Source organism: Mammaliicoccus sp. O-M54, from assembly GCF_022386035.1.
In the GTDB taxonomy this organism is placed as follows: domain Bacteria; phylum Bacillota; class Bacilli; order Staphylococcales; family Staphylococcaceae; genus Mammaliicoccus; species Mammaliicoccus sciuri_A.
Genome location: NZ_JAJNJE010000009.1, coordinates 1 through 24,837, shown reverse-complemented (window position 1 = coordinate 24,837; position 24,837 = coordinate 1). Strand labels below are relative to the sequence as shown.

Annotated in this window: 25 protein-coding genes; 16 read left to right on the top strand and 9 right to left on the bottom strand. The window is 30.1% G+C overall.

Annotated features, from left to right (window positions below; all coding sequences use genetic code 11):
- The first annotated feature begins 176 nt into the window (after window positions 1–176).
- The 3 genes from LQ673_RS12960 (at window position 177) to LQ673_RS12950 (ending at window position 3,123) form a co-directional block, all read left to right on the top strand.
- Window positions 177–737 (top strand): SLATT domain-containing protein, encoded by a 561-nt coding sequence (locus tag LQ673_RS12960; RefSeq protein WP_345772912.1) that lies wholly within the window; start codon window positions 177–179, stop codon window positions 735–737.
- Between the two features lie 18 nt (window positions 738–755).
- Complete coding sequence (locus LQ673_RS12955) at window positions 756–2,111, top strand: reverse transcriptase domain-containing protein (RefSeq protein WP_204171247.1); 1,356 nt, start codon at window positions 756–758, stop codon at window positions 2,109–2,111.
- A gap of 472 nt (window positions 2,112–2,583) precedes the next feature.
- The gene (locus LQ673_RS12950; protein WP_204171248.1) at window positions 2,584–3,123 is read left to right on the top strand and encodes a hypothetical protein; all 540 of its coding nucleotides are present in this window, start codon (window positions 2,584–2,586) and stop codon (window positions 3,121–3,123) included.
- A gap of 174 nt (window positions 3,124–3,297) precedes the next feature.
- Here LQ673_RS12950 and LQ673_RS12945 read toward each other — a convergent pair whose 3' ends face one another.
- On the bottom strand, window positions 3,298–4,638 hold the full coding sequence (locus tag LQ673_RS12945; protein WP_204171249.1) for a hypothetical protein: 1,341 nt from the start codon (window positions 4,636–4,638) through the stop codon (window positions 3,298–3,300).
- A gap of 442 nt (window positions 4,639–5,080) precedes the next feature.
- Here LQ673_RS12945 and LQ673_RS12940 point away from each other — a divergent pair, with 442 nt between their 5' ends.
- The 6 genes from LQ673_RS12940 to LQ673_RS12915 all read left to right on the top strand — a co-directional run bounded on the left by LQ673_RS12940 (window position 5,081) and on the right by LQ673_RS12915 (window position 9,826).
- Complete coding sequence (locus tag LQ673_RS12940) at window positions 5,081–6,223, top strand: NADH-dependent flavin oxidoreductase (protein WP_037590114.1); 1,143 nt, start codon at window positions 5,081–5,083, stop codon at window positions 6,221–6,223.
- A gap of 132 nt (window positions 6,224–6,355) precedes the next feature.
- Window positions 6,356–7,036 (top strand): ribose-5-phosphate isomerase RpiA, encoded by a 681-nt coding sequence (rpiA, locus tag LQ673_RS12935; protein ID WP_191836547.1) that lies wholly within the window; start codon window positions 6,356–6,358, stop codon window positions 7,034–7,036.
- Between the two features lie 92 nt (window positions 7,037–7,128).
- On the top strand, window positions 7,129–7,590 hold the full coding sequence (locus LQ673_RS12930) for a DM13 domain-containing protein (RefSeq protein WP_037590116.1): 462 nt from the start codon (window positions 7,129–7,131) through the stop codon (window positions 7,588–7,590).
- A 71-nt stretch (window positions 7,591–7,661) separates the two neighbouring features.
- Window positions 7,662–8,099, top strand: coding sequence for a DoxX family protein (locus tag LQ673_RS12925; protein ID WP_037590117.1), 438 nt, complete (start codon window positions 7,662–7,664; stop codon window positions 8,097–8,099).
- 5 nt (window positions 8,100–8,104) lie between these two features.
- Window positions 8,105–8,785, top strand: a complete 681-nt coding sequence (locus tag LQ673_RS12920; protein WP_126476521.1) for a response regulator transcription factor — start codon at window positions 8,105–8,107, stop codon at window positions 8,783–8,785.
- Window positions 8,786–9,826, top strand: a complete 1,041-nt coding sequence (locus tag LQ673_RS12915; protein ID WP_037590118.1) for a sensor histidine kinase — start codon at window positions 8,786–8,788, stop codon at window positions 9,824–9,826. It abuts the gene before it with no gap.
- A 53-nt stretch (window positions 9,827–9,879) separates the two neighbouring features.
- On the opposite strand, the gene LQ673_RS14850 is transcribed toward LQ673_RS12915, so the two are convergent.
- Entirely contained in the window at window positions 9,880–11,382 is a 1,503-nt protein-coding gene (locus LQ673_RS14850; RefSeq protein ID WP_239705846.1) for a glycosyltransferase, read from the bottom strand.
- A 202-nt stretch (window positions 11,383–11,584) separates the two neighbouring features.
- Between LQ673_RS14850 and LQ673_RS12905 the strand changes: the two genes are divergently transcribed.
- Window positions 11,585–12,238 carry a CPBP family intramembrane glutamic endopeptidase gene (locus tag LQ673_RS12905; RefSeq protein WP_191836545.1) on the top strand — a complete coding sequence of 218 codons (654 nt, stop codon included), beginning with the start codon at window positions 11,585–11,587 and terminating at the stop codon, window positions 12,236–12,238.
- 346 nt (window positions 12,239–12,584) lie between these two features.
- Here the strand turns inward: LQ673_RS12905 and LQ673_RS12900 are convergent, their stop codons facing one another.
- The 3 genes from LQ673_RS12900 to LQ673_RS12890 form a co-directional block, all read right to left on the bottom strand.
- On the bottom strand, window positions 12,585–12,998 hold the full coding sequence (locus tag LQ673_RS12900; protein ID WP_025906348.1) for an Rrf2 family transcriptional regulator: 414 nt from the start codon (window positions 12,996–12,998) through the stop codon (window positions 12,585–12,587).
- A 69-nt stretch (window positions 12,999–13,067) separates the two neighbouring features.
- The gene (locus LQ673_RS12895) at window positions 13,068–13,697 is read right to left on the bottom strand and encodes an NAD(P)-dependent oxidoreductase (RefSeq protein ID WP_191836544.1); all 630 of its coding nucleotides are present in this window, start codon (window positions 13,695–13,697) and stop codon (window positions 13,068–13,070) included.
- 136 nt (window positions 13,698–13,833) lie between these two features.
- On the bottom strand, window positions 13,834–14,274 hold the full coding sequence (locus tag LQ673_RS12890; RefSeq protein WP_126476519.1) for an aggregation-promoting factor C-terminal-like domain-containing protein: 441 nt from the start codon (window positions 14,272–14,274) through the stop codon (window positions 13,834–13,836).
- A 212-nt stretch (window positions 14,275–14,486) separates the two neighbouring features.
- On the opposite strand from LQ673_RS12890, the gene LQ673_RS12885 reads away from it, so the two are divergent.
- Window positions 14,487–15,041 carry a GNAT family N-acetyltransferase gene (locus LQ673_RS12885; protein ID WP_191836543.1) on the top strand — a complete coding sequence of 185 codons (555 nt, stop codon included), beginning with the start codon at window positions 14,487–14,489 and terminating at the stop codon, window positions 15,039–15,041.
- A 92-nt stretch (window positions 15,042–15,133) separates the two neighbouring features.
- Here the strand turns inward: LQ673_RS12885 and LQ673_RS12880 are convergent, their stop codons facing one another.
- The 3 genes from LQ673_RS12880 to LQ673_RS12870 all read right to left on the bottom strand — a co-directional run bounded on the left by LQ673_RS12880 (window position 15,134) and on the right by LQ673_RS12870 (window position 16,724).
- Window positions 15,134–15,409, bottom strand: a complete 276-nt coding sequence (locus LQ673_RS12880; protein ID WP_037590125.1) for a helix-turn-helix domain-containing protein — start codon at window positions 15,407–15,409, stop codon at window positions 15,134–15,136.
- Between the two features lie 13 nt (window positions 15,410–15,422).
- Window positions 15,423–15,758, bottom strand: a complete 336-nt coding sequence (locus LQ673_RS12875; protein ID WP_037590126.1) for a type II toxin-antitoxin system RelE/ParE family toxin — start codon at window positions 15,756–15,758, stop codon at window positions 15,423–15,425.
- 117 nt (window positions 15,759–15,875) lie between these two features.
- Window positions 15,876–16,724 (bottom strand): oxidoreductase, encoded by an 849-nt coding sequence (locus tag LQ673_RS12870; protein ID WP_191836542.1) that lies wholly within the window; start codon window positions 16,722–16,724, stop codon window positions 15,876–15,878.
- 61 nt (window positions 16,725–16,785) lie between these two features.
- Here LQ673_RS12870 and panB point away from each other — a divergent pair, with 61 nt between their 5' ends.
- Window positions 16,786–17,592 carry a 3-methyl-2-oxobutanoate hydroxymethyltransferase gene (gene panB / locus LQ673_RS12865; protein WP_191836541.1) on the top strand — a complete coding sequence of 269 codons (807 nt, stop codon included), beginning with the start codon at window positions 16,786–16,788 and terminating at the stop codon, window positions 17,590–17,592.
- Window positions 17,592–18,434, top strand: a complete 843-nt coding sequence (panC, locus tag LQ673_RS12860; RefSeq protein WP_191836540.1) for a pantoate--beta-alanine ligase — start codon at window positions 17,592–17,594, stop codon at window positions 18,432–18,434. The genes panB and panC overlap by 1 nt, the downstream gene beginning before the upstream one ends.
- Before the next feature lie 437 nt (window positions 18,435–18,871).
- Here panC and LQ673_RS12855 read toward each other — a convergent pair whose 3' ends face one another.
- Entirely contained in the window at window positions 18,872–20,278 is a 1,407-nt protein-coding gene (locus LQ673_RS12855) for a 6-phospho-beta-glucosidase (protein ID WP_191836539.1), read from the bottom strand.
- A gap of 157 nt (window positions 20,279–20,435) precedes the next feature.
- Here LQ673_RS12855 and LQ673_RS12850 point away from each other — a divergent pair, with 157 nt between their 5' ends.
- The 3 genes from LQ673_RS12850 to LQ673_RS12840 all read left to right on the top strand — a co-directional run.
- The gene (locus LQ673_RS12850; protein ID WP_191836538.1) at window positions 20,436–21,308 is read left to right on the top strand and encodes a MurR/RpiR family transcriptional regulator; all 873 of its coding nucleotides are present in this window, start codon (window positions 20,436–20,438) and stop codon (window positions 21,306–21,308) included.
- A gap of 598 nt (window positions 21,309–21,906) precedes the next feature.
- Complete coding sequence (locus LQ673_RS12845) at window positions 21,907–24,663, top strand: CDP-glycerol glycerophosphotransferase family protein (RefSeq protein WP_191836537.1); 2,757 nt, start codon at window positions 21,907–21,909, stop codon at window positions 24,661–24,663.
- Window positions 24,664–24,674: 11 nt separating this feature from the next.
- Window positions 24,675–24,837 (top strand): sugar phosphate nucleotidyltransferase (locus LQ673_RS12840; RefSeq protein WP_275584089.1); only part of this gene is annotated, 163 nt, incomplete at its 3' end.

Sequence of the window (24,837 nt, the reverse complement as noted above, 5' to 3'; positions counted from 1 at the left end):
ATTTGATTTTATTTTAAAATATTAAAGAGGCAGAGGTTTTAAATCAATCGATTTAAAGGCAAGATATTATCAATATTCTTGTTACCTAATACCATAACAAAATAGTTTAAAGGCTACTTAGCATATTCTTCTTTTATACCTCTGCTTCTACCTTTATTTAAACTAGAAATGAGGAAATAAAAATTAAAGATATAGTACAAAATTATAAAAATAATAAAGTTTGGATTACTAAAAAAGCACGAATGAACGCTGAAGCAAGGTGTTTAGCAAATAATAATAAAGCAATAATATTTCTAAATTTTTATTCTGCTTTATTAATTATAATCTCTATATTATCTATTGTTTATAATAGTGAAATCCAATCATTAATTAGTTTGTTTTTGTCTATAGCTATTATGGGAGTCAGCGTAATTATAGCTTCCATGGATTTTAAAGAGCAGGCAATTCAATATAAAAGATCATATTTAGAATTAATGAAAATTGAAGAGGAATTAGATGATTTAGAAAATTGTCTTGATCAATATAATGATGAACAATCATCAAAATTGTTTATGAAAATTAAAAATGATTATATAAAAATTCTAGAAAGTACTCCAAATCATAAGGAAATTGATTATCAAAAAGTTAAGAGAAGAAAAGAAAGCAACACATCTTGGCCAATTTTAAGTAATTATATATATAATTTGCTTTATATATTTATTTTAATATTCCCAATCGTACTATTAATATATTTTTGATCAATAGAGGTCGATATTTTGAACAGAAAACTACTAAAAAGCCAATTCAAATTAAACAATTTAATAAAAATAAGTAATAAATGTGTGAAGTTTAATACTGCCATAGGTATAGACAATATGACACATAATAGATTTAAGGAAATTGAGCCAGAAATTATATCAAAAATAAGAAGTGATGTTTTATGTGATTCTTATCGTTTTACTTCATATAAAGAAAAATTAATATTAAAAGGTAGGAACGAACTACCTAGATGTATATCTATACCTACAATGACTGATAAAGTTTGTTTAAAAGCATTAAATGAAACATTGAAAAATTATTATCCAGAATACAAAAGAACCAAATTACCACAAGAATGGATAAAGAAAATAAAAGAAGAATTTCAATATGAAAATAGATCTTACTTTTTAAAAATAGATATTAAGAGTTTTTTTGATGAAATAGAACATGACATTTTATTAAAGAAATTAAAAAATAGGATTAAAGATAAGAAAACAATTAATCTTATTAAAAAAGCTATTGAAACACCTACATATCCAAGTACTAGTAAAAACGATAGAGGGTTACCTCAAGGTATAGCAATTTCAAACATTTTATCTAATATATATTTAAAAGAATTTGATAGATATTATAATGAAAAAGAAAACGTAACTTATATACGATATGTGGATGATTTACTATTATTATTTCCAAGTGAAGAAGAGGCAAATAGTTTTAAAGAGGAAATTAGAGTGAAACTAAAAGAAGATTTAAGTCTAGAAATAAACGAAAGTAAATGTAGAGTGGGTAATATATATAATGATAAGTTTAATTTTTTAGGCTATGATATAGGGAATAAAAGTAATTCTAAAGATCTTGTAAGAATTGTGATGAATAAAAAAAGTATTAACAAACTAGAGAATAAACTATTAAATATAATTACTGCCTTTAAGAGAGACAAAAAGTATTCTCTTGAAAAAATGATATTTAACTTAAATTTATTGATAACAGGTTGTATAATCAATAATAAAGATGATGGAAGCCATAAACACAATAGATATGGATGGTTATTTCATTATTTACAAATAACAGATTTAACAATTTTATATCATTTAGATATGCTCGTAAAACGTAAAGTTAGTGAAATCACTACAAATGAAAAAATAAAAGAAATCAAAAAGTTCAGCAAAACTTATTTTGAGATGAAATATAATTTACAAAAAAGTCACTATATATTTAAACCTGATGAAATAGATTTATCTCGCAAACGTTATATTCTAAAAAACTTTTATAATATAGAGCCTGATGAAGAAAATGTTGAGAAGAAATTTAAGGATACTATTTTTTCTCAAGTGAAGCACTATGAGAAAGATATAATAAGCCAGATATCTTAACTAATATAATTTAAGCAACTATATTAGATAAATAGAGTATAATATTAAATCCTAAAAACTGATTATATGTATGTATTAAAACTAGAACATAGTTTTAATGGGTGGTTAATATAATCGAAAGATTTGTTTAGGATGTATAATTGCTGTATGAAAATCTAAAAGATTAATAGATTCTCCTAATGTTTAAATTATAATAATATTAATTTACACAGCTCAAAATGAATGTATCAATCAAAACATATGGGCAAATTTTTATGATAAGTATATTTTTAGAACTGGGAGTTAACTTATTAAGCGAATCCGAGTCTATAATATAAGTTAAGTATCGGAAAAAAGGAAAGGGAAAAAGAAGGATTCCCTTTTTTAGCATATCTTAGAAAGAGTAATTAATTCCTTATACGATGAATAAACAGTTATTTGAGAAGAGGATATGGAATAGACGCTATAGAATAATTGTTAAGGAGAAAGATATATGGAAAATTTATTCATTAAGCTTATTGATTTATTAAAATTTGAATGGTATACAAAAAATCTAACAATTATATTTTTTTCAATAACCATTTTAGGTTTATATGATTTAACTATTTCACCTATATTTAATAGAATATCATTCATATATTCATTGATAGATAATATCTCTAATTCTGGAAACCTAATAAATGTTGGAAACGTACTTCTATTAACGCCTTATTTTATTAGCACATCTTATTTTATTTTAGGGTTAATGTATTTTTTACTATCATTTATAAATAAACAGATTAATTTAGAGACTATTCTATTTAATTATATAGGTATGGCAATCAAAATATTATTACTTTTTTACCCTTTAAGTATTATATTATTGTGTATTGTTATACATCAATCCAATATTGTTAAAGATGTATTTGGTATGTATATAATTTCTCCAAGTACAATTATATCAATTATTATAGGAATAATTGGACTATTATTTTCACTATTTTCCGGATTGAATGTACCATATAGAAAAAAAGATATCTTCTCAAATTATTAGGAATTTTTATACATACTCTCGTATAGTATATAAGTATTTGATCACCTTATACTTTGATTCATATTTGAGTTTCTAATATTTCAAAACCTTATTTGTAATATGGGAGTGTACTATAGATAAACATTAATTTTAATTTTTAATAAGATATATAATTGAACAAACTAGTAACCCTATCTAAATAAGTTTCTTTTTCACCCAATTTAAATAACCCATATATATAACCAAAGTAATAATACCAACAGCTAAAATAATACCCATTATAACCCATTTATTATTTGTAAAGATATTAATAATTTGACCTAATGAAATAATAGTAAATATTAAGATAATAATATTTAGAAAATTTATTTTTGATTCCATAACCTTTTGTTGTTTATTTATTACATTATTAGAATTTTCTAAATGTACTTTTTGTATTATTTCAAACTCTTTATCATCTATAAAATTTTTGTCTAGTTTACTTCTTAGATTATGAGATGGCAAGTATTTTAAAGAATATCCTTGTATTATAGTTTTTTCCAGTTTATTGAGCCATTCTTTATGTATCGGTGTATCAACATATGTAGTTTCTGCCAAAAGATTTAATATAGTTTTCTTTATATAAATGTGGTTTAATGCAGACATAATAAAGGCATTGTTAATTCCTCTAAAATGTGTCTTATCATTTAAATACTCTTTTTTGGGGATTTCATATTCATTTTTTCCACTTTTGATATTAATAACCATGCGATCGATATTTCCAATAAAAGTAAAATGATTAAAGGTAAATTGATTTACTTCATTTAAAAAATAAGTTCCTAATTTATTATAATATGGCGCTGCAGCAAGTTTTTTATAATCGTTAATATTACTAGAAATATTATGCATACTATTGTCTATCATAAAAAGAGTATAATAAGAATGTTTAGTTTTTTGATTAAAAATTTTTTCAATATTTTCGACTATTTCTTTCCAATAGTCAGTGACAAAGTCATTTATTACTCCATCTTTTATTACCATTTCTTCATAGTCAATTTCTCCATTTGTTAATTTAGGAGCTAAAACTTTATCGTTTTTTTGTGCAGTTTCTAAAATATTGAAATTATCTTCTGTTATTTCTAATTTATCTAACTCATCAGATATTTCTACATAAAAGATTTTTTGATCAAAAATTTTCAAAGTAAAGTAAATATATATAGTTTTATTCATTTTTTCAAATACTATAGGTGCTAAGAAATAAGTATGATAACTAGAGTATGAATCCATAGATATATAACTATTGTAATATCCTTCAGACTCTAAATAATTTCTTCCTACGTATTTTAATATTTCATTATAAAATTTTTGGCTTTTAAAAAGCTTATGGTTCTCAGTAATTCTCCCAATATTTATATCATTTTCTCTCTGAAATTCACCATATGCCACTATAGGTAACACTTCTCTTATTTTACTTAAATTATAGTTAGCAAAAGATTCTATAGCATTTTCAAAAACATGATAATGATATATATATCTATTTCCTTTAATATTATTCATAAAAACCTCCCATTTATTAGTATTAATATTTTAAATTAGCATATTTCATTTACAAATTTTTTATGTAATTATAGCCATTTCTTTCTGATTTGACAATTTTTTTATATTCTTATGCATTATGGTGTCATAAATCATAAGAATATATGGAAATAATACAATCGCTTGCTACTATATTCATGGTATAAACTTTAATATTTGTAACTTTCACCATTTGCGCCCTTATCAATTTGACACCTAATTTATAAGAAACTTCATTTGATATTAATTGATTCTAAAAGAAAATTTTATCTTTTCATAAATTACCAAACATATGAGTTAAAGATGAAGTAAACTCACGAGATAACCAAAAAAATCTATTTCATACCATTTCTATAAGCATTAAATTGGCATGTTATTTTCTGATGGTGGTATAGTGTTATTTCATAAGGAGGAGTTATTGAAAATGAACAAAAAATATGAACCTTTATTTAAATCTTTAAAATTACCGAATGGTGTGGAAGTTAAGAATAGATTTGTACTTGCGCCATTAACACATATTTCATCAAATGAAGATGGTACGATTTCTGATATTGAAATTCCATATATAGAAAAACGTTCTCAAGATGTAGGTATTTCTATTACTGCTGCGAGTTATGTTGAACCACTTGGCCAAGCTTTCCCTGGACAACCTTCTGTATCTAAAGAAGCGGATCTTGCTGGGCTGAAGAAACAAGCTGAAGTTATGAAGAAAAATGGTGCGAAAGCTTTAATTCAAATCCATCATGGTGGTGCGATGGCATTACCTGGATTAACGCCAACTGGTGAAGCGGCTGCTCCTAGTGAAGTTGAAGTGAAAGGCTTCGGACAACAAGAAACACATGTTGCGAGAGCATTAACTGTAGAAGAAATTGAACATACTATTGAATCTTTCGCGAACGCTACTAAAATAGCAATAGATGCTGGCTTTGATGGTGTTGAAATTCATGGTGCAAACCATTATTTAATTCATCAATTCTTCTCACCTTATTACAACAGAAGAGATGATGAGTGGGGTGAACATATTAAATATCCTTTAGCAGTTGTTGATGCTGTACTTAAAGTTGTACGTGAACATGCAACACCTGACTTTATTGTAGGTTATCGATTCTCTCCTGAAGAAGTAGAATCTCCAGGTATTTCTATGGAATTAACAGAACAACTTGTTAAGACTTTATCTGAAAAACCACTTGATTACTTACATGTATCATTAATGGATATTCATTCAACAACAAGAGAAGGTCAATATAAAGGTGAAGAACGTATTAAATTATTATTAGAATGGATAAATGGTCGTGTGCCATTAATAGGAATTGGTTCAATCTTTACTGCTGACGATGCATTATCAGCAATTGAAACAGGTGCACCACTTATTGCACTTGGTAGAGAATTGTTACTTGATTACCAATTCGTATCAAAAATCGAACAAGGAAAAGAAGACGAAATCGTTTCTGTATTCGATCCTGAAAGAGCAGATAAACATGATTTACCAGACCCATTATGGAAACAGTTTGTAGCAGGTTTCTACCCATTACCAAGAACTGATCAAGAAACTTCTCAAACTAAATAATCCATAATTTTATATATATAGTTTTGATTAGCTGAGGCATGAAGTTGCCTCAGCTTTTTTGTACTCTGAACATATATTTTAGGTGTGTTAAACTTGAAACAATAATTGAAAAAATCGAATGAGGTGTACAACGTGAATCAAGATGAGCTAAAGAGAGAAGTTGCTTATGAAGCGGTTAATGATATACAAGATGGTATGACGATAGGAATTGGTACAGGTTCAACTATGCGTTATGCAATTGAGAAGTTAGGTGAACGTGTTAAAAATGGCCTTCAAATTAAAGGTATACCAACATCTGAAGATACTGCTGAATTAGCGCGTATTCATCAAATTCCGCTTACTGATTTTTCAGAAGTGAGCCACTTAGATTTAGTTATTGATGGTGCTGATGAAGTGGACGAAAATCTTCAATTGATTAAAGGTGGCGGTGGTGCGTTACTACGTGAAAAAATTGTTGCGAATGCCACGGATAATTTTATTGTGATTATAGATGAAACTAAATACGTTAAGACGTTAGGTAAGTTTAAGCTACCAGTAGAAGTTGTGCCTTTTGGATGGGAAATCACAGCACGTGCAATAGAAAGTTTAGGTTGCCAAGCGACATTACGAACGAAAGATTCAAATGTATATATAACAGACAATGATCATTACATATTAGATTGTGAGTTTGGAGAGATTCATCATCCAGAACAATTAAATCAAGATTTAATATCTATCATAGGCGTTGTAGAGACTGGATTATTTATCAATATGGCGAAAAAAGTATTCATGAGCCGTTCTGAAACACAAAGTGTCATTAAAATCGAGAATTAATAATGAGTTCATAGTAGTTAATAAACAGTTAATGGTTTATTGATGTCATAGGGCATAAACTTAACATATCAACTAAAGAGGAGATGTGTTAAATGAACTTAACTAAAACAACATTTGGAGCATTTGCATTAACAACAACTATATTATTAGGTGCATGTGGTAATAATGATATGCAAAAAGACGATAAGATGGATACGAAAACTGAAATGAAAGATAAAGACATGAGTAAAGAAAACATGAAAGACAGTGACATGAAAGACATGATGATGTCTGGAATGTTTGAATCTATGAATGGTGAAAAAGTAGAAGGTAAGGCAACGATTAAAGATAATAAATTAATGTTAACTGATTTCAAATCATCAAAAGGACCTGACTTACATGTTTACTTAACTAAAGATGGCGATATTAAAAAAGGTATGAAAATTGATAAAGTAGATTACGATAAGATGGAACAAACATTTGATTTAAAAGACATGGACACATCTAAATATAATGAAGTGACAATTTATTGTGATAAAGCACATGTTGTATTCGGTAGTGCTAAATTAAAATAAATACGTTTCACTAAGGGGGAATTCAGTAATTCTGAGTTTCCCTTAAACTTTATAAAAGGAGAAAGCATGTCATGACAAAGATATATACATTCATATGTTTAATCATTCGCGTTTATAGTGGTTATTTAATCTATATGCAAGGATATGAAAAATTAACAGGAGGGTTTAGTTTACAAGGATTAACGCAAGTAATCGCACAGAATCAAGACTCTCCTATGTGGTACAAGTGGTTTTTTGAGCATATTATTGCACCATATACGACTTTATGGGAATGGGTCATTCCTTTAGGTGAAATATTTTTAGGATTAGCTTTAATTCTAGGATTTCTGGAGTATTATGCAGCACTTTTTGGTATATTTATAATGATAAATTACATTTTAGCAGATATGATTTTTACGTATCCACTTCAGCTTGTAGGCTTTATATTGATTGCATTAAATATCAGAAGTTTACGTAAATTATCAGCAGCTGCTATCGTTAAGAAGTTTATGAAGAAGGAAGCGGGATAGAGATTATGGCGCATATTTTAATTGTAGATGACGAACAAGATATTCTAGATATTTGTAAGACTTACTTTGAATATGAAGGGCATCAAGTTGTGACAGCTTCGGATGGACAACAAGCCATCCATCAGTTGAATGACGCAATTGATTTAATGATATTAGATATTATGATGCCCGAAAAAAACGGTTATGATGTCGTTAAAGAGATGAAAGCGCGGGAACTAGACATTCCTTTTATCTATTTAACTGCTAAGACGCAAGAACACGATACGATCTATGCATTGACGTTAGGTGCAGACGATTATATAAAGAAACCATTCAGTCCTCGTGAACTCGTGTTAAGAGCGCATAACTTATTAAATCGTACTCAAAAATATTTTAAACAAGATTACTTAACATTTGGTTCTTTACAATTATGTAAACAAGAAAAAATCATTAAAGTAAATGATCAAGAAGTATCATTAAGAGTAAAAGAATTTGATGTACTTTGGTATTTAGCAGACCACGAGAAAATGGTCATTTCTAAATCAGAACTACTCGAAAAAGTATGGGGATACGACTATTACGAAGATGCCAACACTGTAAATGTACATATACGTCGTATAAGAGAAAAGTTAGAACAACATCAATATGATGAATATGTTATTAAAACCGTTTGGGGATTAGGTTATAAATTTGAAAGGGCGAAATAAATGCTAACAATTCGAACACAAGTTATCACTGCATTTATCAGTAGCATTGTATTAACGACAATTATTCTAGCAATTGCATATAAATGGATGTGGTTTAATGCACATACAACATTACTTTTGACGATTAGTGCGATTATTTCAAGTTGTTTAACGACAGTCATTTGTATGTTGTTTATTACGCCATTAGTTAAACGTATTAGATTGTTGAATAAACAAACAAAATTAATAGCAGATGGACAATATAGTGAAACGGCCATAAAAATAGATAGTCCGAAAGAAATGAAAGAATTAAGTGAGGCCTTTAATACTATGGCTCGAAATATTGAAGCGCAAATACAACAAGTTCAATATGAACAACAAGAAAAAAGTGAAATGGTACAAAATTTAACACATGATTTAAAGACACCATTATCAAGTATTACGTCCTATGCAGAAGGTTTAAAAGAAGGTATTATCAGTCAATCAGATGAACAACAGAAAGCTTACAGTGTGTTAATTAAACAATCTCAAAGAATTTCAATGATGTTTGATGAATTGACTAGTGTAATGGAAATTAATCGGGATCATAAACAAAGTTATCCATTAGAAACGATCTATTTAGATAAACTTTTTGTGACACTTTTACAATCTTATGAACAACAAATCGCGAGTGAAAATCGCACGATAGATGTTAATTTATGTGAAGATATCACTTACTTCAAACAATATAAAGTACCATTAGAACGTATACTCATGAATATTTTAGATAATGCATTTAAATATACACAACTTGGAACAAGAGTTGAAATTAAAGTTACGAAAGAAGACAGTAATATATGCATTGCCGTTTCTGATGATGGTCCAGGTATCGCAGAGCAACATTTACACCGTATATTTGATCGCACTTATCGCGTTGAAGCGTCTAGAAACAAAGATACGGGTGGGTCAGGTTTAGGTTTATATATTGCGAAAAATCTGGCCGAACAAATGGACGGACAGTTAAAGGTAGAAAGTAAAGAGGATGTCGGTACAACATTTTATTTAATAGTACCTATGAAATAACATAAATAAGAACCCCTAATTCAGAATGATGAATTGGGGGTTCTTGTTTGAATTTATGATTTTACTTCACCTAATAAATGAAGCCATTTCTTAATAATTTCACTTTGTGCGTATTTTTGTGATTCAGTCATACAGTTGTCTCGGAATGTTTTTTGCAGTTCAGGATTACTTAAGTAAGACTTCACGGTTTCATAAAGGTTGTCCTCATCATTTCTAGGAACAAGATAACCGTTTTTACCGTTAACAATCAATTCACTTGGTCCATAAGGGATGTCATAACTGATTGCAGGTAGCCCATTTGATAATGATTCCAACAATGCTAATGCAAATCCCTCCATATTACTTGTTATCATACTTACATGGAATTTGTGCATTTCTTTCGTAATATTAGGGATGAATCCACGGAATTTAACATGTTCTTCTAAACTTAATGAATCAACCAATTCTTTTAATTTATTTAATTCACTACCAAATCCAAATAAATGAAGTTCAATTTGCTCAAAATCTTCTTTCAATTTATCGACGAGTCGAATTTGATGCTCGAGTTGTTTCTCAGGTGAATATCGTGCGATCGACATTAATTTAATTGGTCCGTCAGGCACAGTAGGTGAATAATTCGGCTCTATTGGTTGAGCATATCCAACTGGAATATTATAAACAGGTATTTTTGATTGAATACGCTTCTCTACATCTTTCTTTTGTTGAAGAGTAGATACTAAAATACCAGAAAATCGCTCTAAATGATTGAATACACTACCATAAATATTTTTAATGTCTGAACCTTCGATATCATTGTTGTCCTTAACATGTGTACTATGTAATACAGATATAACGGGTATTTTCGAATCTGTAAGTAAGAATGGTGGAGAAGTAATAGCAGTCTTATCACTAAAGAATAAGTCACCGTCTTTATATAAATGTTCATAGAAAAATGCGACCAGTTCATTTTTGTTATCAAATATATAATCTTTAGAATGAAAATCATAAAGCATGATTCTAGAAATGATTTCTTTTTCTTGATTTTGATCGAAATATATTTCTAACTTTACTTGTCCATTTGGTGTTAAATAAGCATCATAGACCGGCTTTTCTTTAGCACACATATATCTAATACGACTTAAGAAACCTCTAGAATCGTAATAATCTCTTTTACATTTTTTATCTTTTGTATCTATATGATTCACAAAATTTAATAATTTGTAGTCGGAGTCGCGGAAACTAGCATATATAAATCTCTTACCATTGCGAAATACTCTTACATCGTTTGTATTAGGAATATATTTAATTTCATAGTTCAAATCATGTTGCCAATATTCAATCCAGTCTTTAACTGTATTCATATGAATGTTTATAGATTCTTGAAAATAATCAAACATTGAAAAGACTTGTTTATTTACTCCGAATATATGAGCATTCTTATGTAAATTAGGATTCCAAGATAATGTAATAATTTTTGCTGACAAGTTGTATGAATTAAATAATTTTAGTCTATTTATAACTGATTTTTCAATGCCAGTTATTTTATTATTGATATTATTTACAATAAAATAGTTCACTTTTAAATCACCTACAAAATATAATTATACATATATATAATATACGATATTTCATATTGTCATGTCAGTATTTTATGTAAAAAATCTGGAAATAAGCTGTATAATGAGAAGTTACAATAACATAAGATTTCCTGTTATAATGGACGAAATACATTTATTTATAAAAAATAAATTGTTAATTTATTGAAATGAGGATAAATAAATGAGTATGAAACAAATGTTTGAAGATAGTGAACCAATTTTTCAAGATCAAACGAAGTATGTAATCTTAAAGTCGTGTTTACTCATTATTATATGCATGGGTACATATACATCGATTGCGTTAGCTAGCAATTTGTTCATTGTATTAATAGGGTGTGTGTTATTTATCCTGTTACTTTATTTAATGCATCGATTCCAATTACAACTTATTAAATTTGAAGCTTTAAAGAAAGCAGATATCAAATATACATTGAGTACATTAGGTATAGCACTTATCATGTATTGGACTGTATCGGCAATTATAGGACAACCACAAAATCAAATGGAAGTATATAAAGATTTAAATACTTTACCTCTATACATATCTATTATTATATTTGTGATACTAGGACCAATATTTGAAGAACTTATATTTCGAGGTTTCATGTTAAAAGGGATGTTTAAAGGACACCTATTAATAGGATATATCTCATCTAGTGTACTATTTGGATTGTCACATGGACCATCAAGCATAGGTGAGTTTATCATTTACTTTGGAATAGGATTATTATTTGGCGCACTTTATTTAAAGACTAACCGATTAGAAGTAGCCATTATAGCGCATGGATTGAATAATTTAATACATATTCTTATATATTTAGTGTTTTTTAATTAGATATCGTGCGCAAAGGTACAAAATGGGGGTGTAACGCACGAAGACTGAGAGATATCGTGCGCTAGAGCACAAAATAAGGGTGTATCGCACGAAGACTGAGAGATATCGTGCGCTAGGGTACAAAATAGGAGTGTATCGCACGAAGACTGAGAGATATCGTGCGCTAAGGTACAAAATAGGGGTGTAACGCACGAAGACTCGTAGATATCGTGCGCTAGGGTACAAAATAGGGGTGTAACGCACGAAGACTCGTAGATATCGTGCGCTCAGTTTCTCATTTAAACAAAAATAAAGCTGGAGACATCTGTTGTTAAAGATGTCTCCAGCTTTTTCTATATAATTAAAATTACTGTACGGTTTCGGTCATTTTAGATGTTAAATCTAATATGGATGTTTGATTGAGTGTATCAATAATTTGTTGATCTACTTGTGTGTATACATCATCTAATGCAGACTGTATATTTTGTCCGACGATACAATCTGGATTTGTGTCTTGATGAATTTTAGCGAAATGCTCTTCATCTTGAATAAGTTTATAAACGTCGCCTAATAAGATTTGGTCTGCTGATTGAGCCAGTCGATAGCCTGATTTACCTTGTTGGCTCTCGATTAAGTTACCATTTCTTAAATATTTACATATTTTTCTTACAAGTGTAGGGTTACTATTAATGCTACCTGCTATAAATTTACTAGATATAGGTTCTTTGTTTACAGATAGTAATGATAATATATGAATTGCTACTGATATTTGTGTATTCACGCTTTTCACCTCTTAGATTCCTTATTTATTATAACTTTGAGAGATGAGAATTGCGATAGTAAATGCGTATTATTTTGATAATACTGAAATTCTTTCTTGGATATGGTTACCTTCAGTTGCTTCATCTACTAATGCAATGGCGTAATCAGCATAGCTTATTTTACTTTCACCTTTATCGTTTAAAGTGAAGACTTCCCCAGCTAAAATGTATTCTCCAGTTCTTTCTCCATCAGCTATAAATTCTGCTGCAGGACTTATAAATGTCCAGCGTACGTCATCTCTTTTACGAAGGTCTACAAGAGCTTTACCTTGAGATTTTGCAAGTGGTTTAAATACTTCTGGAAAATCAGGTGTATCGAAAAGTTGATTTTCTAATTGATCATCAACGTATAAACTACCAGCGCCTCCGATAATAATTAATCGTGTGTTTGTGTTTGATAAAATATCACTTAAATGTTGAATAGAGTCTTGGTGTAAATGAAGTTTGTCTTCTCTAATTTCACCGAAAGCATCTACAACAACATCGAATTGTGTTAAGTCTTCAGTTGTTAAATCAAATATATCTTTAATAATAGATTGTGTTGCCACTGTTTTATTTTCGTTACGAACGATGGCTGTTACATCTAATCCTCTGTTAATTGCTTCTTCTGTAATTAATTTACCTGCTTTACCGTTTGCTGCTATAACACCTATTTTCATTTTACATAACCTCTTTCTTGTATTTAATTTAGATACAAGTTGAGTATAATATGTATATCGGGTTTTGTCAAAGATTTTGTGTATAAAAAAACTGCTATGTGGAAATCCACATAGCAGATGTTTGTTTATTTATATCTTACCACCAGTTATTAGCTTGACGGAAAGCAATTGCAGCTTCGATTGAACCGTAACGTTCTTTAGCATACTTGATCATGCCTTTAGTTTGTTCAGTAACACTACCTGTACCCCAAGATTCTTTAGTTTGACCAAGACCTCTGTAGCCAAGTTCATTTACGGCATTTGGGTTACCGCTAGATTCAGGCATTACGATGTTATCCCATAATGCTTTTGTACCGCCAGCAGCGATAAACTCTTTATATACTTCACTTGTATTAGATGAATCAGTTGATTCTGTAGTTTGAGTTGCTTGAGTCGGTTGAGCGACTTGTGTAGTTGTATAGTTATAGTTTGTATTTTGATTAGAGTAGTTTGTATATTCACTTGCATCTGCTTGAGCGCCAAATCCAGAAGCAATAATGCCTGCTGCAGCTGTTGTTGCAAATAATAATTTCTTCATAAAAAAATATCCTCCATGTGCTATTTAAAGCATTTATAAATTTTGTATCTTTATTACTTCATACACTCTAACACCATTTTTGATATCATAGGTTACAGGAGAATAAAAATAAAATTTCTTTTATGACAGTCAGATTAAAAAGATAATAGGCATATGACAAGTTGTAATTTGAAACGTTTACAGTAACTTTATAGAAATAGAGGTGTATTATTATGGAAAGAATTAAGCTTAAGATGATTAGAAATCATTTAGACAACATACCTGAATATGAATTACCAGAAGGTTACTCAATTAGATTGTTTAAAGAAGGGGACGAACGTCTTTGGGCAGAAGTTGAAACTGCTGCAGGAGAATTTTCAAATATAGACGAAGCATTGCAAAGGTTTCATAAAGAATTTGGCTCTCATATAGAAGAAATGAAATATAGATGCTTATTTATTGAGAATAATTCAGGAGACGTAATAGGAACGACGACAGCATGGTTCGGGCAATTACCATTAACAGACTCACATCTAGGTAGAATACATTTCGTAGCCATTAAACCGGAATATCAAGGTAAGAAATTATCAAAGCCATTATTGAGTGCAGCACTTAACAAAATAATAGAGCTTGGTCATAAAGAAGTATATTTAACGACACAAACAACAAGTTATCCAGCAATTAATATGTATTTAAATTATGGTTTCGAACCATATGACCCAGATAATACAGATCAAAAAGGTTGGTTGATGATGGAAGATATATTAAATAGGAAGTTAAACGTATAAAAAATGCCCCTATACCATTATTCCCGTGGTATAGGGGCTATAAATTAATGTGTACTATTAATTTGTCAAAGCCAAAAAGAATATTAAGTATTCTATAATTTAGTCAAAGTTAATTCTTTATCAGCTAAATGAGCGATTTCATCCATTAAACCGAAAGAAGGGTTAACATCTCCGTTTTCAATTCTGGCTATAGTAGATTGAGGTTTGTTAAGTTTATTAGCTAACTCTCTTTGGGACCAGCCTTTTTCCTCCCTTAAGTTAACAACCAACATTGCAGCTCTTAATTTTTTTCTTGCCATTTTATGTTCATGAGCTAAATGAGGATTATCGCTTATACTTTTAGCAATCAGTTTGTCTGTTTGACTCATTTTTTTCACATCCTTAATCTAAATAATTTCTTCTAATTCTTTTACCTTTTTCAATCTCTTTTTTAGGTGTTTTTTGTTGTTTCTTAGTGAAACCGTGAGTTATTACATATCTGTTATCAACTACTCTAAAATATATAACTCGTTGAATGTTACTACCTCTTTTCGAACGTATTTCATAAAGATTCTTTTCTAGTTTCTTTGTCCATTCCATTTTTTGAGCTTGTTGAATTCCATATTCTTCAATTAAAGATATAATCTGAAGTAGTTTAACTGAATCTTTAACAGGTATGCTGTTGAGATATTCTTGAAAACTTACTATATTGTCGTATTCAAATATTATGCTTTTCATATTTATATGATAGCATTTATGCTATCAATCGTCACTTTATTTACTCGAAAATTAAACGTATAAAAAATGCCCCTATACCATTATTCCCGTGGTATAGGGGCTATTAATATTGATGCATTAATAAGTACTTAAAACTGCATAAGTACTATCTATATAAGGTGTTGTTAAATTGTGTTTTTGGCTAATTTTGTAGATATAACCTTGTATAAATGCTGTTTCTAAAGGTCTTTCACTTATGATGTCGTAATACATACTTGTACCCATGTCATCAGGGTAGCCTTCATAAATTTTCATAATGCTCTCTTCAAAATCATCATCAAAATAAATACCTTCAGCTTTAGCGACACGATTACCTTCAACTAATAAGTTGTAACAAAGTGCATGTATTTGATCATGTTTAAGTACACGAGCTGGTTGTCTTGTTAGAGCAGTTACCGTGTTAATGCCTAAATTGACGATTAATTTATACCAAACATGTTGATCATAATCTTCGAGACATTCAATATTAAGTAAACTATTTTCAGTTAAACTTTTAATGTCTAATGTTTGTGCGTGAACAGGTAATCTTAAAGTCCAATCTCTAAAGTGCGTGACGACGTTGTCTTCTTTTTGGCCACTTATATAAACGACTGCATGAAATTTGTGCGGGTGATCAATTTTCTCTAACTGTCCATAGCCATTTTGAGTTAAAATAATAACGCTATTAGCATGTAGGATATGATGAAGATACGGGATGAGTGCGTCAAGTTGCGTTGCTTTAACAGCAATAAATAAGATATCTACTTTTTCATGTGCATCTTCTAAAGATTGAACGGGAAATGAATGTTGCACATCTTGATTGTATTCTTGGAAATAGACTGTAGCGTTTGATCTTCCAAACAGCGTAACATCAAGGTTTGATTGCGTTAATGCAAATGTAATGGCTGTACCCACAGCGCCAGGACCGATTATTCCAAACTTTTTCATTTATTATTTTCCTTTCAATGTTAATATATACATAATAACAAATATAAGAAGGTGGTACGGGATGAAAACCATTAAACAATTGTTGTCCATGAAAGAACAAAAAGAAAAAATATCCATGATTACAGCATACGATTATCCAAGTGCTAAACAAGCAGAAGCAGCAGGAATAGACACTATTTTAGTAGGCGATTCTTTAGGAATGGTTGTGTTGGGCTACGATAGTACAGTCGAAGTGACAATGGAAGATATGATACATCATGCGAAAGCTGTTAGAAGAGGTGCACCAGAAAGTTACGTAATCGTTGATGTACCTTTTGGAGCAGTCGGTATTGATCATACAACGGATATGAAAAATGCGATTCAATTGTATAAAGATACTAAAGCAAACGCTGTGAAAATCGAAGGTGTGCATACGAAATTGATCCAAGGTTGTACTCAAATTGGTGTGCCAGTCGTATCTCATTTAGGTTTAACACCTCAAAGTGTCGGCATTACAGGTTATAAATTACAAGCAAGCTCAAAAAGAGAAGCTGAACAACTGATAGAAGATGCGAAAGCAGTTGAACAAGCAGGTGCAGTGATGCTCGTATTAGAAGCGATTCCAAGTGATTTGGCAGAAGTGATTACGGAACAACTGACAATTCCAGTTATCGGTATAGGTGCAGGGAAAGGTACAGATGGTCAAGTACTTGTATATCATGATTTATTAAATTACGGTTCAGAACATATTGCTAAGTTTGTGAAACAATATGGTGATTTTTCAAATGGTGTAGATGCACTAAAAGCATATCATGAAGAAGTTAAAAGTGGTGCATTCCCTTCAGAAGCACACACATATAAGAAGAAAGTGATGGGGGAGACAGAGTAGTGACGCAAGTAGTAGAACGTATTAAAGGTATGAATTCAATCGTATCTCAATTTAAATCTCAAGGTAAAACAATAGGACTCGTACCAACGATGGGTGCATTACACGATGGTCATTTAAAAATGATGAAACAATCAATAGAAGAAAATGATGTAACCGCAGTGAGTATTTTTGTAAATCCATTACAATTCGGACCTAATGAAGATTTTGATGATTACCCAAGACCATTTGAATCTGATTTAGAGAAACTTAAACAAATTGGTGTAGATTATGTATTTCATCCAACAGTTGAAGAAATGTATCCAGGAGAACTAGAGATGACGATTACAGTAGGTCGTTTAGCACAAGTGCTAGAAGGTAAGAAAAGACCAGGTCACTTTGATGGCGTTGTAACAGTTGTTAATAAGCTGTTTAATATTATTCAACCAACACGCGCATACTTTGGTAGAAAAGACGCACAACAACTCGCTATAATAGAGAAAATGGTAGAAGACTTTAACCACTCAGTTCAAATCGTACCAATAGATATCGTGCGAGAAGCAGACGGACTAGCAAAAAGTTCAAGAAATATTTATTTAACAGAAGAAGAAAGAAAAGAAGCCGTACATTTATCTAAAAGTTTAGCATTAGCTAAGAAGAAATATGATGAAGGCGAAAGAAATAGTGACGTCTTAATACAAGCTATCACGCAATATTTAAAAAGTAACGTGAGCGGAGATATAGTAGAAGTTGCAATTTACAGTTATCCAGAATTAGAAGAACAACATACAATAGAAGGACAAATCTTTATTTCACTAGCCGTTAAATTTAGCCAAGCAAGATTAATAGATAATATTATCATATAGGAAAGTATTGAAGCCGATTGTGCAGGGGCACAATCGGCTTTTTTGTATTTTGATGGGGGCGCTAACGATCAAGAGTGAAAAAACAAGATCGTTAGAAATTCTAACGCTCAAGAATCACAAACAAGATCGTTAGCGGATAAAAATTTTCAAAAAATGAGAGAAACCGAGGCGCTAACGATCAAGAGTGCAAAACAAGATCGTTAGAAATTCTAACGCTCAAGAATCGCAAACAAGATCGTTAGCCGGTAGAAATTTTCAAAAAATGAGAGGAACGCAGGCGCTAACGATCAAGAGTGCAAAACAAGATTGTTAGAAATTCTAACGCTCAAGAATCACAAACAAGATCGTTAGCGCACCACATTCACATCCACATCCACACAAAAAAACGTGAGACATCATTCTGCCTCACGCTTTATCCAAGACTCCTATACTCTTACTTACACTTCTTTCAATGATGTTTCTGCACTCAATGCTCTTGCTTTGTCATCTTTAATAGTGACACCTTGTGCTTCTAATTGAGCGATTGTGTCAGCGAATTGTGGTAAGTATGCTTTATGAGCAATGAGTAATTCATTCATCACTTGTTTCGCAGATTCTCCACTTTGAATTAATGGGTTGATAATAAATGCTTGTAATAGTAATCCGTAATCTCCTGTAACGGCTGCTTCTTCTACACATAATTCCATATTCTTCATTACTTGTAACCATCCGCGTTCTGCTGGATGTAAGGAACCGAATGCGATTGGTTGAGCACCTGTCGCGTTGATATATGCTGACACTTCTACCACATCATCAGGTGCTAAATCTGGTACTGCTCCTTTATTAACAGTAGATACTACGACATGTGTATTCTTATTTGAAGCGATAGATGCAATTGTCTCACATGCGACATCTGAATAATGTGTACCACCACGTTGACTTAGTTGCTCTGGTTTATGATCGAGATGTTCATCTTTATAGAGTTCAAATAATTCTTTTTCCGTTTGTCTAACTTGTTCAGCACGCGTACCGATTTCTGGATCATTATATTCTTTAAGTGCATGCTCAAGCATTTCTTCTGCACGGTAGTAATATCTATGGTAACCACATGGAATGAGCTGCATTTGTTGTAATTGCTCTTCGAAAAATGGCACATCAAAGATATTAGAAGGTAACGATGATGCATCTTCAACTAATTGTTTATTTAATTGATCAGTCACGTCATGACCATTTGCGTCTTTAACTCGATGCCAATGGAAATGGTTTAACCCTGCAAAATGATGTGTAAGTTCTCCTTCACCAACATTCAACATTTCCGGCTCATTAATCAAACTATTCACAGGTACATTGCATAGACCAAGTACTTTTTCCCATTTGCCGTATCGTACGATAGCATCTGTAACCATACCACTTGGATTTGTAAAATTAATTAACCATGCATTTGGACAAAGTTCTTTCATATCTTCGACAATATCTAATAAGACAGGAATTGTTCTTAACGCTTTGAAAATACCACCCGGACCATTCGTTTCTTGACCTAAGAAACCATGTGATAAAGGAATGCGCTCATCTTTGATTCTAGCATCTAATAAACCTACTCTAAATTGTGTTGTAACGAAATCAGCATCTTTTAAAGCTTCGCGTCTATCTAATGATAAATGTACTGTGACATCATATGGAGAAGCATCCCACATTCTTTGTGCCATTTTGCCGACAGTTTCTAATTTCTCTTTACCTTCAGGAATGTCCACCAACCAAATTTCACTTAAAGGTAACGATTCATAACGTTTAATAAAACCTTCCATCAATTCAGGCGTATAACTGCTGCCGCCACCGATAGTTACAATTTTTATCCCTTTTTCCATTATAATGACCTCCTAATATTTTCTTTCTTATACACGTTAAGTATAAAATAGAAGTAATCATTAAAAAGGCAAATCGGGCATTATCAAATGGCATTTACAAATTTCCTAAAAATAAACCGGATTTTTGTAATGACTTTTTACAAAAGGAGATATCAATATGCTTTTAACAGAAAGAATGAAAGAAGATATATTTTCACAAGCAGAACAAAGTATCATTCAATATTTGTTTGAAGAAAAAGAGAAGATTAAGTCTAAGACGTTAAATCAAATTTCTAAAGAAACATATACACATCCTTCTACTGGTATTCGCATAGCTAAAAAGTTAGGATACGACGGTTGGTTAGAGTTGAAAGATCATTATTTAGAAGAAGTAGAATACTTAAATCGACATTATGAATCAATAGATGCAAACTTTCCATTTGATGCATCAGATAATAACATTTCCATTAGCCATAAATTAGCACGACTCAATCAAACAACGATAGACGATACTGTGCATTTAATCGATCATCAAGAATTGGATAAAGCAGTCACGTATTTAAAAGAAGCGGAAACCATTAAAATCTTTGGACTGTATCATAATTTGATGATATGCGAAGACTTTGAAATGAGAATGAACCAAATTGGCAAAACCGTTAAACTCTGTGCACTCGAACCCCACTTTGAAATAGAGAAGTCGTCGAAACATACATGTGCCATCTTCATTTCATATAGTGGTGAAAATCAAAGCATCTTGAAATTATTACCAATGTTAAAGAAAAAGCATATTCCGATTATCGGACTCACAAGTATTGGTGAAAATACAGTAACCAAATACGCAGACAGTACATTACGCATCTCAACAAGAGAAAAGTTATATTCCAAAATAAGCAACTTCACAACTCGAGATTCCATCAGCTTCTTAATGGATATCTTGTATGCTTGCGTGTATGGAACAGATTATGACAAACATACAGATTATAAAATTAATATCGCTAAAAATTTCGATAACCGCGTGACACATAATAAGATGATACAGGAGAATAAGTAGCTAAAAATATATGAGGATCATACTATTAAATCTTGGAGGACATACAATCAACTTATTATAAGTAGTTTGTATGAAATATATATTATTTTAGATTTGTTCGATATTTCTTGAATTAAAATACTATAGAAAAACAAAAAAATAAATGTCTATTATTTTAAAATTGAAGAGAGTAAGTTTTAATTTTGCGACTTCAAATAATTACCTTTTTCTTTTGAATTTTAATGATATAATCATAGTATGTAAAATGTATTATTTTTCCTATTTTTGAAAACGCTTTTATTAATATGTTGTTTTATAAATAGAAATAGTAGTTAAGATTTCAAAATATACACTTGATATTTTACAAAATTATAAATAAAGAGATATGGGACAAGGGGGCTGAGATATGAAGTTATTTCTCAAATTTATGAGCATGGCAACGGTTTTAATATACATGTTAATTAAAATACAAAATATAGTTCAAGATTATTTGGAAATTAAAAATGGTGAATATAAAGAGGAATAGAATAATCGACAGACGATTCGATGTGTTGATCGAGTTTGACTGAATTTCCCGAAATTATAATAGATAACAATTTATTAGAAAGAAGAGGAAAAAATGAAAAATAGAGTTTTAAAGAAATATAATAATTATAAGAAAAATAAAGGTAAGTTAATATATGTAAATGCAAGACGTAATAAAAAAATTAAAAAAGGTAATATACTTTTTGAAGCGGTGCATGGTGATACATATAGTGGTCATATTTATTACATGATAAAAGAATTGTTAAATAATAGTAAACTAAATTTTAAAATTTATGTAGCTTTGAAAGAGACAGAAGATATTGAGTTATTTTTCGATAAGTCAGAACTAAAGAAAATTAATTTTGTAAAACATATGTCGAATCAATACTATGAATTAATGGCTACTTGTGAATATTTAATAAATGATACAACATTTTATCCATTCTTTAATAAGAGAGAAGGGCAGAAATATTATATCATTTGGCATGGAACACCTTTAAAACATATGGGTAAAGATATTCCTAAAGTAGTAGATATTGCTAATGTGCAAAGAAACTTCTATATGGCTGATAGAATATATGTCAATAATCAAAAAACAATGGAAATATTGGCAAGAACGCATCATTTAAACAATGTTTATAACGGTAAATTTATAGTTGGTCCTTCTCCAAGAAACAGTGTCTTTTTTGAAGAAGAGAAAAGAAATCAGAATAGAAATGATTTGAATTTAAATAATAAAAAAATACTAGCATATATGCCTACATGGAGAGGGAATATTGGTAGTGTACAGAATTCACAACATGTTACAAAGTTAATTACATATTTTGAAGAAAATTTAGATGAAAATACAGTGCTATACGTAAAACTTCATCCATTTGAAAAAACGATTATTCCAGATTCATACGAGAAAGTTAAACCATTCCCGTCTAACATTGAGACATATGAATTTCTAGCTGTCACTGATTGTCTTATTACAGATTATTCATCAGTAATGTACGATTACGTGAATTTAGGTAAACCAGTTATACTTTATACTTATGATTATAAAGATTATAAAGAAAATAGAGGTTTATATGACGATTTATCATTATACCCATTTCTACAATCAAATAGCTTAGAAGGATTGTTAAAGCAAGTTGAACAAATTCCGCAACAAATCGATTATCAAGAATTTAAAAATGAATATAATAAGTATGACAAGATAGATGCGCCTAAAATTATTATTAATCATATGTTTCTAGATAAAGATGATTTAACGATTGAAGAACATAATCTTCATAATGGTAAAGAAACAGTAGTAATTGTTAGTGGAGGATTTTGGAGCAATGGTATTACGACTGCTTTAATCAACACATTAGAAAATATTGATACTACAGAAAAAAATTATATTTGTTTCTTTGAAAAAGATAAGGTTAAAAAAGAACATTATTATCGCTTGTTAGATTTACCTGAAAACGTTCATTTTTATCCAACAGTTGGAGAAATAAACGGTAGTATTAAAGATAGATTGCTGATGAAAAGATATTTATGGAACGAAAAATTCAAAATTAAAGGCATGGAAAAAGATTTAAGCAGAATTTTTAAAGAAGAATTTAGTAGACTATTTGGTGATTTAAAAATAGATTGGTTTATTCATTATACTGGTTTTGAAAGAAAAAGTGCTGAAATGATGCGACATATTGATACCAATACTGCTATCTGGGTTCATACTGATATGTTTGCTGAGTATGAAGCTAAAAAGAATTTTAGTAAAAAAATTATCTATGGTGCATATGAAAAAGCAAATAAAATCGTACTTGTTCATAGAAATCTAAAAGCAAATCTAATCAATCATTTACCTCAAGTTTCTAATAAAGTCGTCACTGTAAATAATTTCTTAGGAGAACAAAGAACAAGAAAACTAGCAAAAGAAAATTTATTAGAATCAATTGATATTGTACATGTTGATTATGCTTATAACGAAAATATGTATTTGGATTTTGCCAATTTAGATCAAGAACAGCTAGATGATAAAATAATACAGGATTATCCAGAACAAACAGTATTGACGGAAAATATAACTAATTCTATAAAGCAATTGGAAACTAAAGAAGAATATTCAAAATCAACATTAGTAACTCAAAAAGATAAAATAGAAAAAAGTATTGTAAACTCTATTACTGGACTTTATGAAGATTTCTTAAAAGATAGAGAGTTAACAGAAACGTTCAAACATTTATTTGTGAATAACCAAGATGTAATCGATGAATACTTTAATTTAAATGAGAAGGACCCTATTGTTCATTCTGTGGAATTATATAATCAAATGAGGGTTTCAAAATGTAGAATGCTCGATGCCTTGTATAATCCAGAAATTAAAGTATACATGAATATTGGAAGATATGATTATCAAAAAGGTCACGATAAGTTAATAGCTGCATTTGAAAAAGTATATATTGAAAATCCTAATGTATTTTTAATTATGGTATGTCCACATGGACCTTTGAAATCTCAAACGATTCAATGGGTTCGAGATTCAGTTGCAAAAGAAAATATTGTAATTCTGGGTGGCATAAACAACCCATATCCTTTATTAGATCATGTGGATGCTTTCGTTCTATCTTCAAATTATGAAGGTTTAGGGTTAGTAGTATATGAAGCATTAGCTTTAAATACTGATGTAATAACAGTGAATTTAAAAGAAACAACTGAATATTTAAATGAAAATCAAGCGATAATTACAGAAAACAGTGTAGAAGGCCTTGTAGATGGCTTTATGATACATCTAGAAGGAAATAAATCGTTTGAAGAATTTGATTTCAATTACTATAAAGAAAAATCTAAACAAGAATTTATAAATGTATTTAAGTAAAGGAGATTATTATGACTAAAATAAAAAAAGCAATTATACCTGCCGCTGGTTTAGGAACAAGATTTTTACCTGCTACAAAAGCAATGCCTAAAGAAATGTTACCAATATTAGATAAACCAACAATTCAATATATTGTAGAAGAAGCGTCACGTGCTGGAATTGAAGATATAATTA

Bases quoted from the DNA above. Each gene is read 5' to 3' on its own strand.
- LQ673_RS12950 (WP_204171248.1), top strand. From the start codon at position 2,584: ATGGAAAATTTATTCATTAAGCTTATTGATTTATTAAAATTTGAATGG.
- LQ673_RS12945 (WP_204171249.1), bottom strand. From the start codon at position 4,638: ATGAATAATATTAAAGGAAATAGATATATATATCATTATCATGTTTTT.
- LQ673_RS12940 (WP_037590114.1), top strand. From the start codon at position 5,081: ATGAACAAAAAATATGAACCTTTATTTAAATCTTTAAAATTACCGAAT.
- LQ673_RS12930 (WP_037590116.1), top strand. From the start codon at position 7,129: ATGAACTTAACTAAAACAACATTTGGAGCATTTGCATTAACAACAACT.
- LQ673_RS12925 (WP_037590117.1), top strand. From the start codon at position 7,662: ATGACAAAGATATATACATTCATATGTTTAATCATTCGCGTTTATAGT.
- LQ673_RS12920 (WP_126476521.1), top strand. From the start codon at position 8,105: ATGGCGCATATTTTAATTGTAGATGACGAACAAGATATTCTAGATATT.
- LQ673_RS12915 (WP_037590118.1), top strand. From the start codon at position 8,786: ATGCTAACAATTCGAACACAAGTTATCACTGCATTTATCAGTAGCATT.
- LQ673_RS12905 (WP_191836545.1), top strand. From the start codon at position 11,585: ATGAGTATGAAACAAATGTTTGAAGATAGTGAACCAATTTTTCAAGAT.
- LQ673_RS12895 (WP_191836544.1), bottom strand. From the start codon at position 13,697: ATGAAAATAGGTGTTATAGCAGCAAACGGTAAAGCAGGTAAATTAATT.
- LQ673_RS12890 (WP_126476519.1), bottom strand. From the start codon at position 14,274: ATGAAGAAATTATTATTTGCAACAACAGCTGCAGCAGGCATTATTGCT.
- LQ673_RS12885 (WP_191836543.1), top strand. From the start codon at position 14,487: ATGGAAAGAATTAAGCTTAAGATGATTAGAAATCATTTAGACAACATA.
- LQ673_RS12880 (WP_037590125.1), bottom strand. From the start codon at position 15,409: ATGAGTCAAACAGACAAACTGATTGCTAAAAGTATAAGCGATAATCCT.
- LQ673_RS12875 (WP_037590126.1), bottom strand. From the start codon at position 15,758: ATGAAAAGCATAATATTTGAATACGACAATATAGTAAGTTTTCAAGAA.
- LQ673_RS12870 (WP_191836542.1), bottom strand. From the start codon at position 16,724: ATGAAAAAGTTTGGAATAATCGGTCCTGGCGCTGTGGGTACAGCCATT.
- panB (WP_191836541.1), top strand. From the start codon at position 16,786: ATGAAAACCATTAAACAATTGTTGTCCATGAAAGAACAAAAAGAAAAA.
- LQ673_RS12855 (WP_191836539.1), bottom strand. From the start codon at position 20,278: ATGGAAAAAGGGATAAAAATTGTAACTATCGGTGGCGGCAGCAGTTAT.
- LQ673_RS12850 (WP_191836538.1), top strand. From the start codon at position 20,436: ATGCTTTTAACAGAAAGAATGAAAGAAGATATATTTTCACAAGCAGAA.
- LQ673_RS12845 (WP_191836537.1), top strand. From the start codon at position 21,907: ATGAAAAATAGAGTTTTAAAGAAATATAATAATTATAAGAAAAATAAA.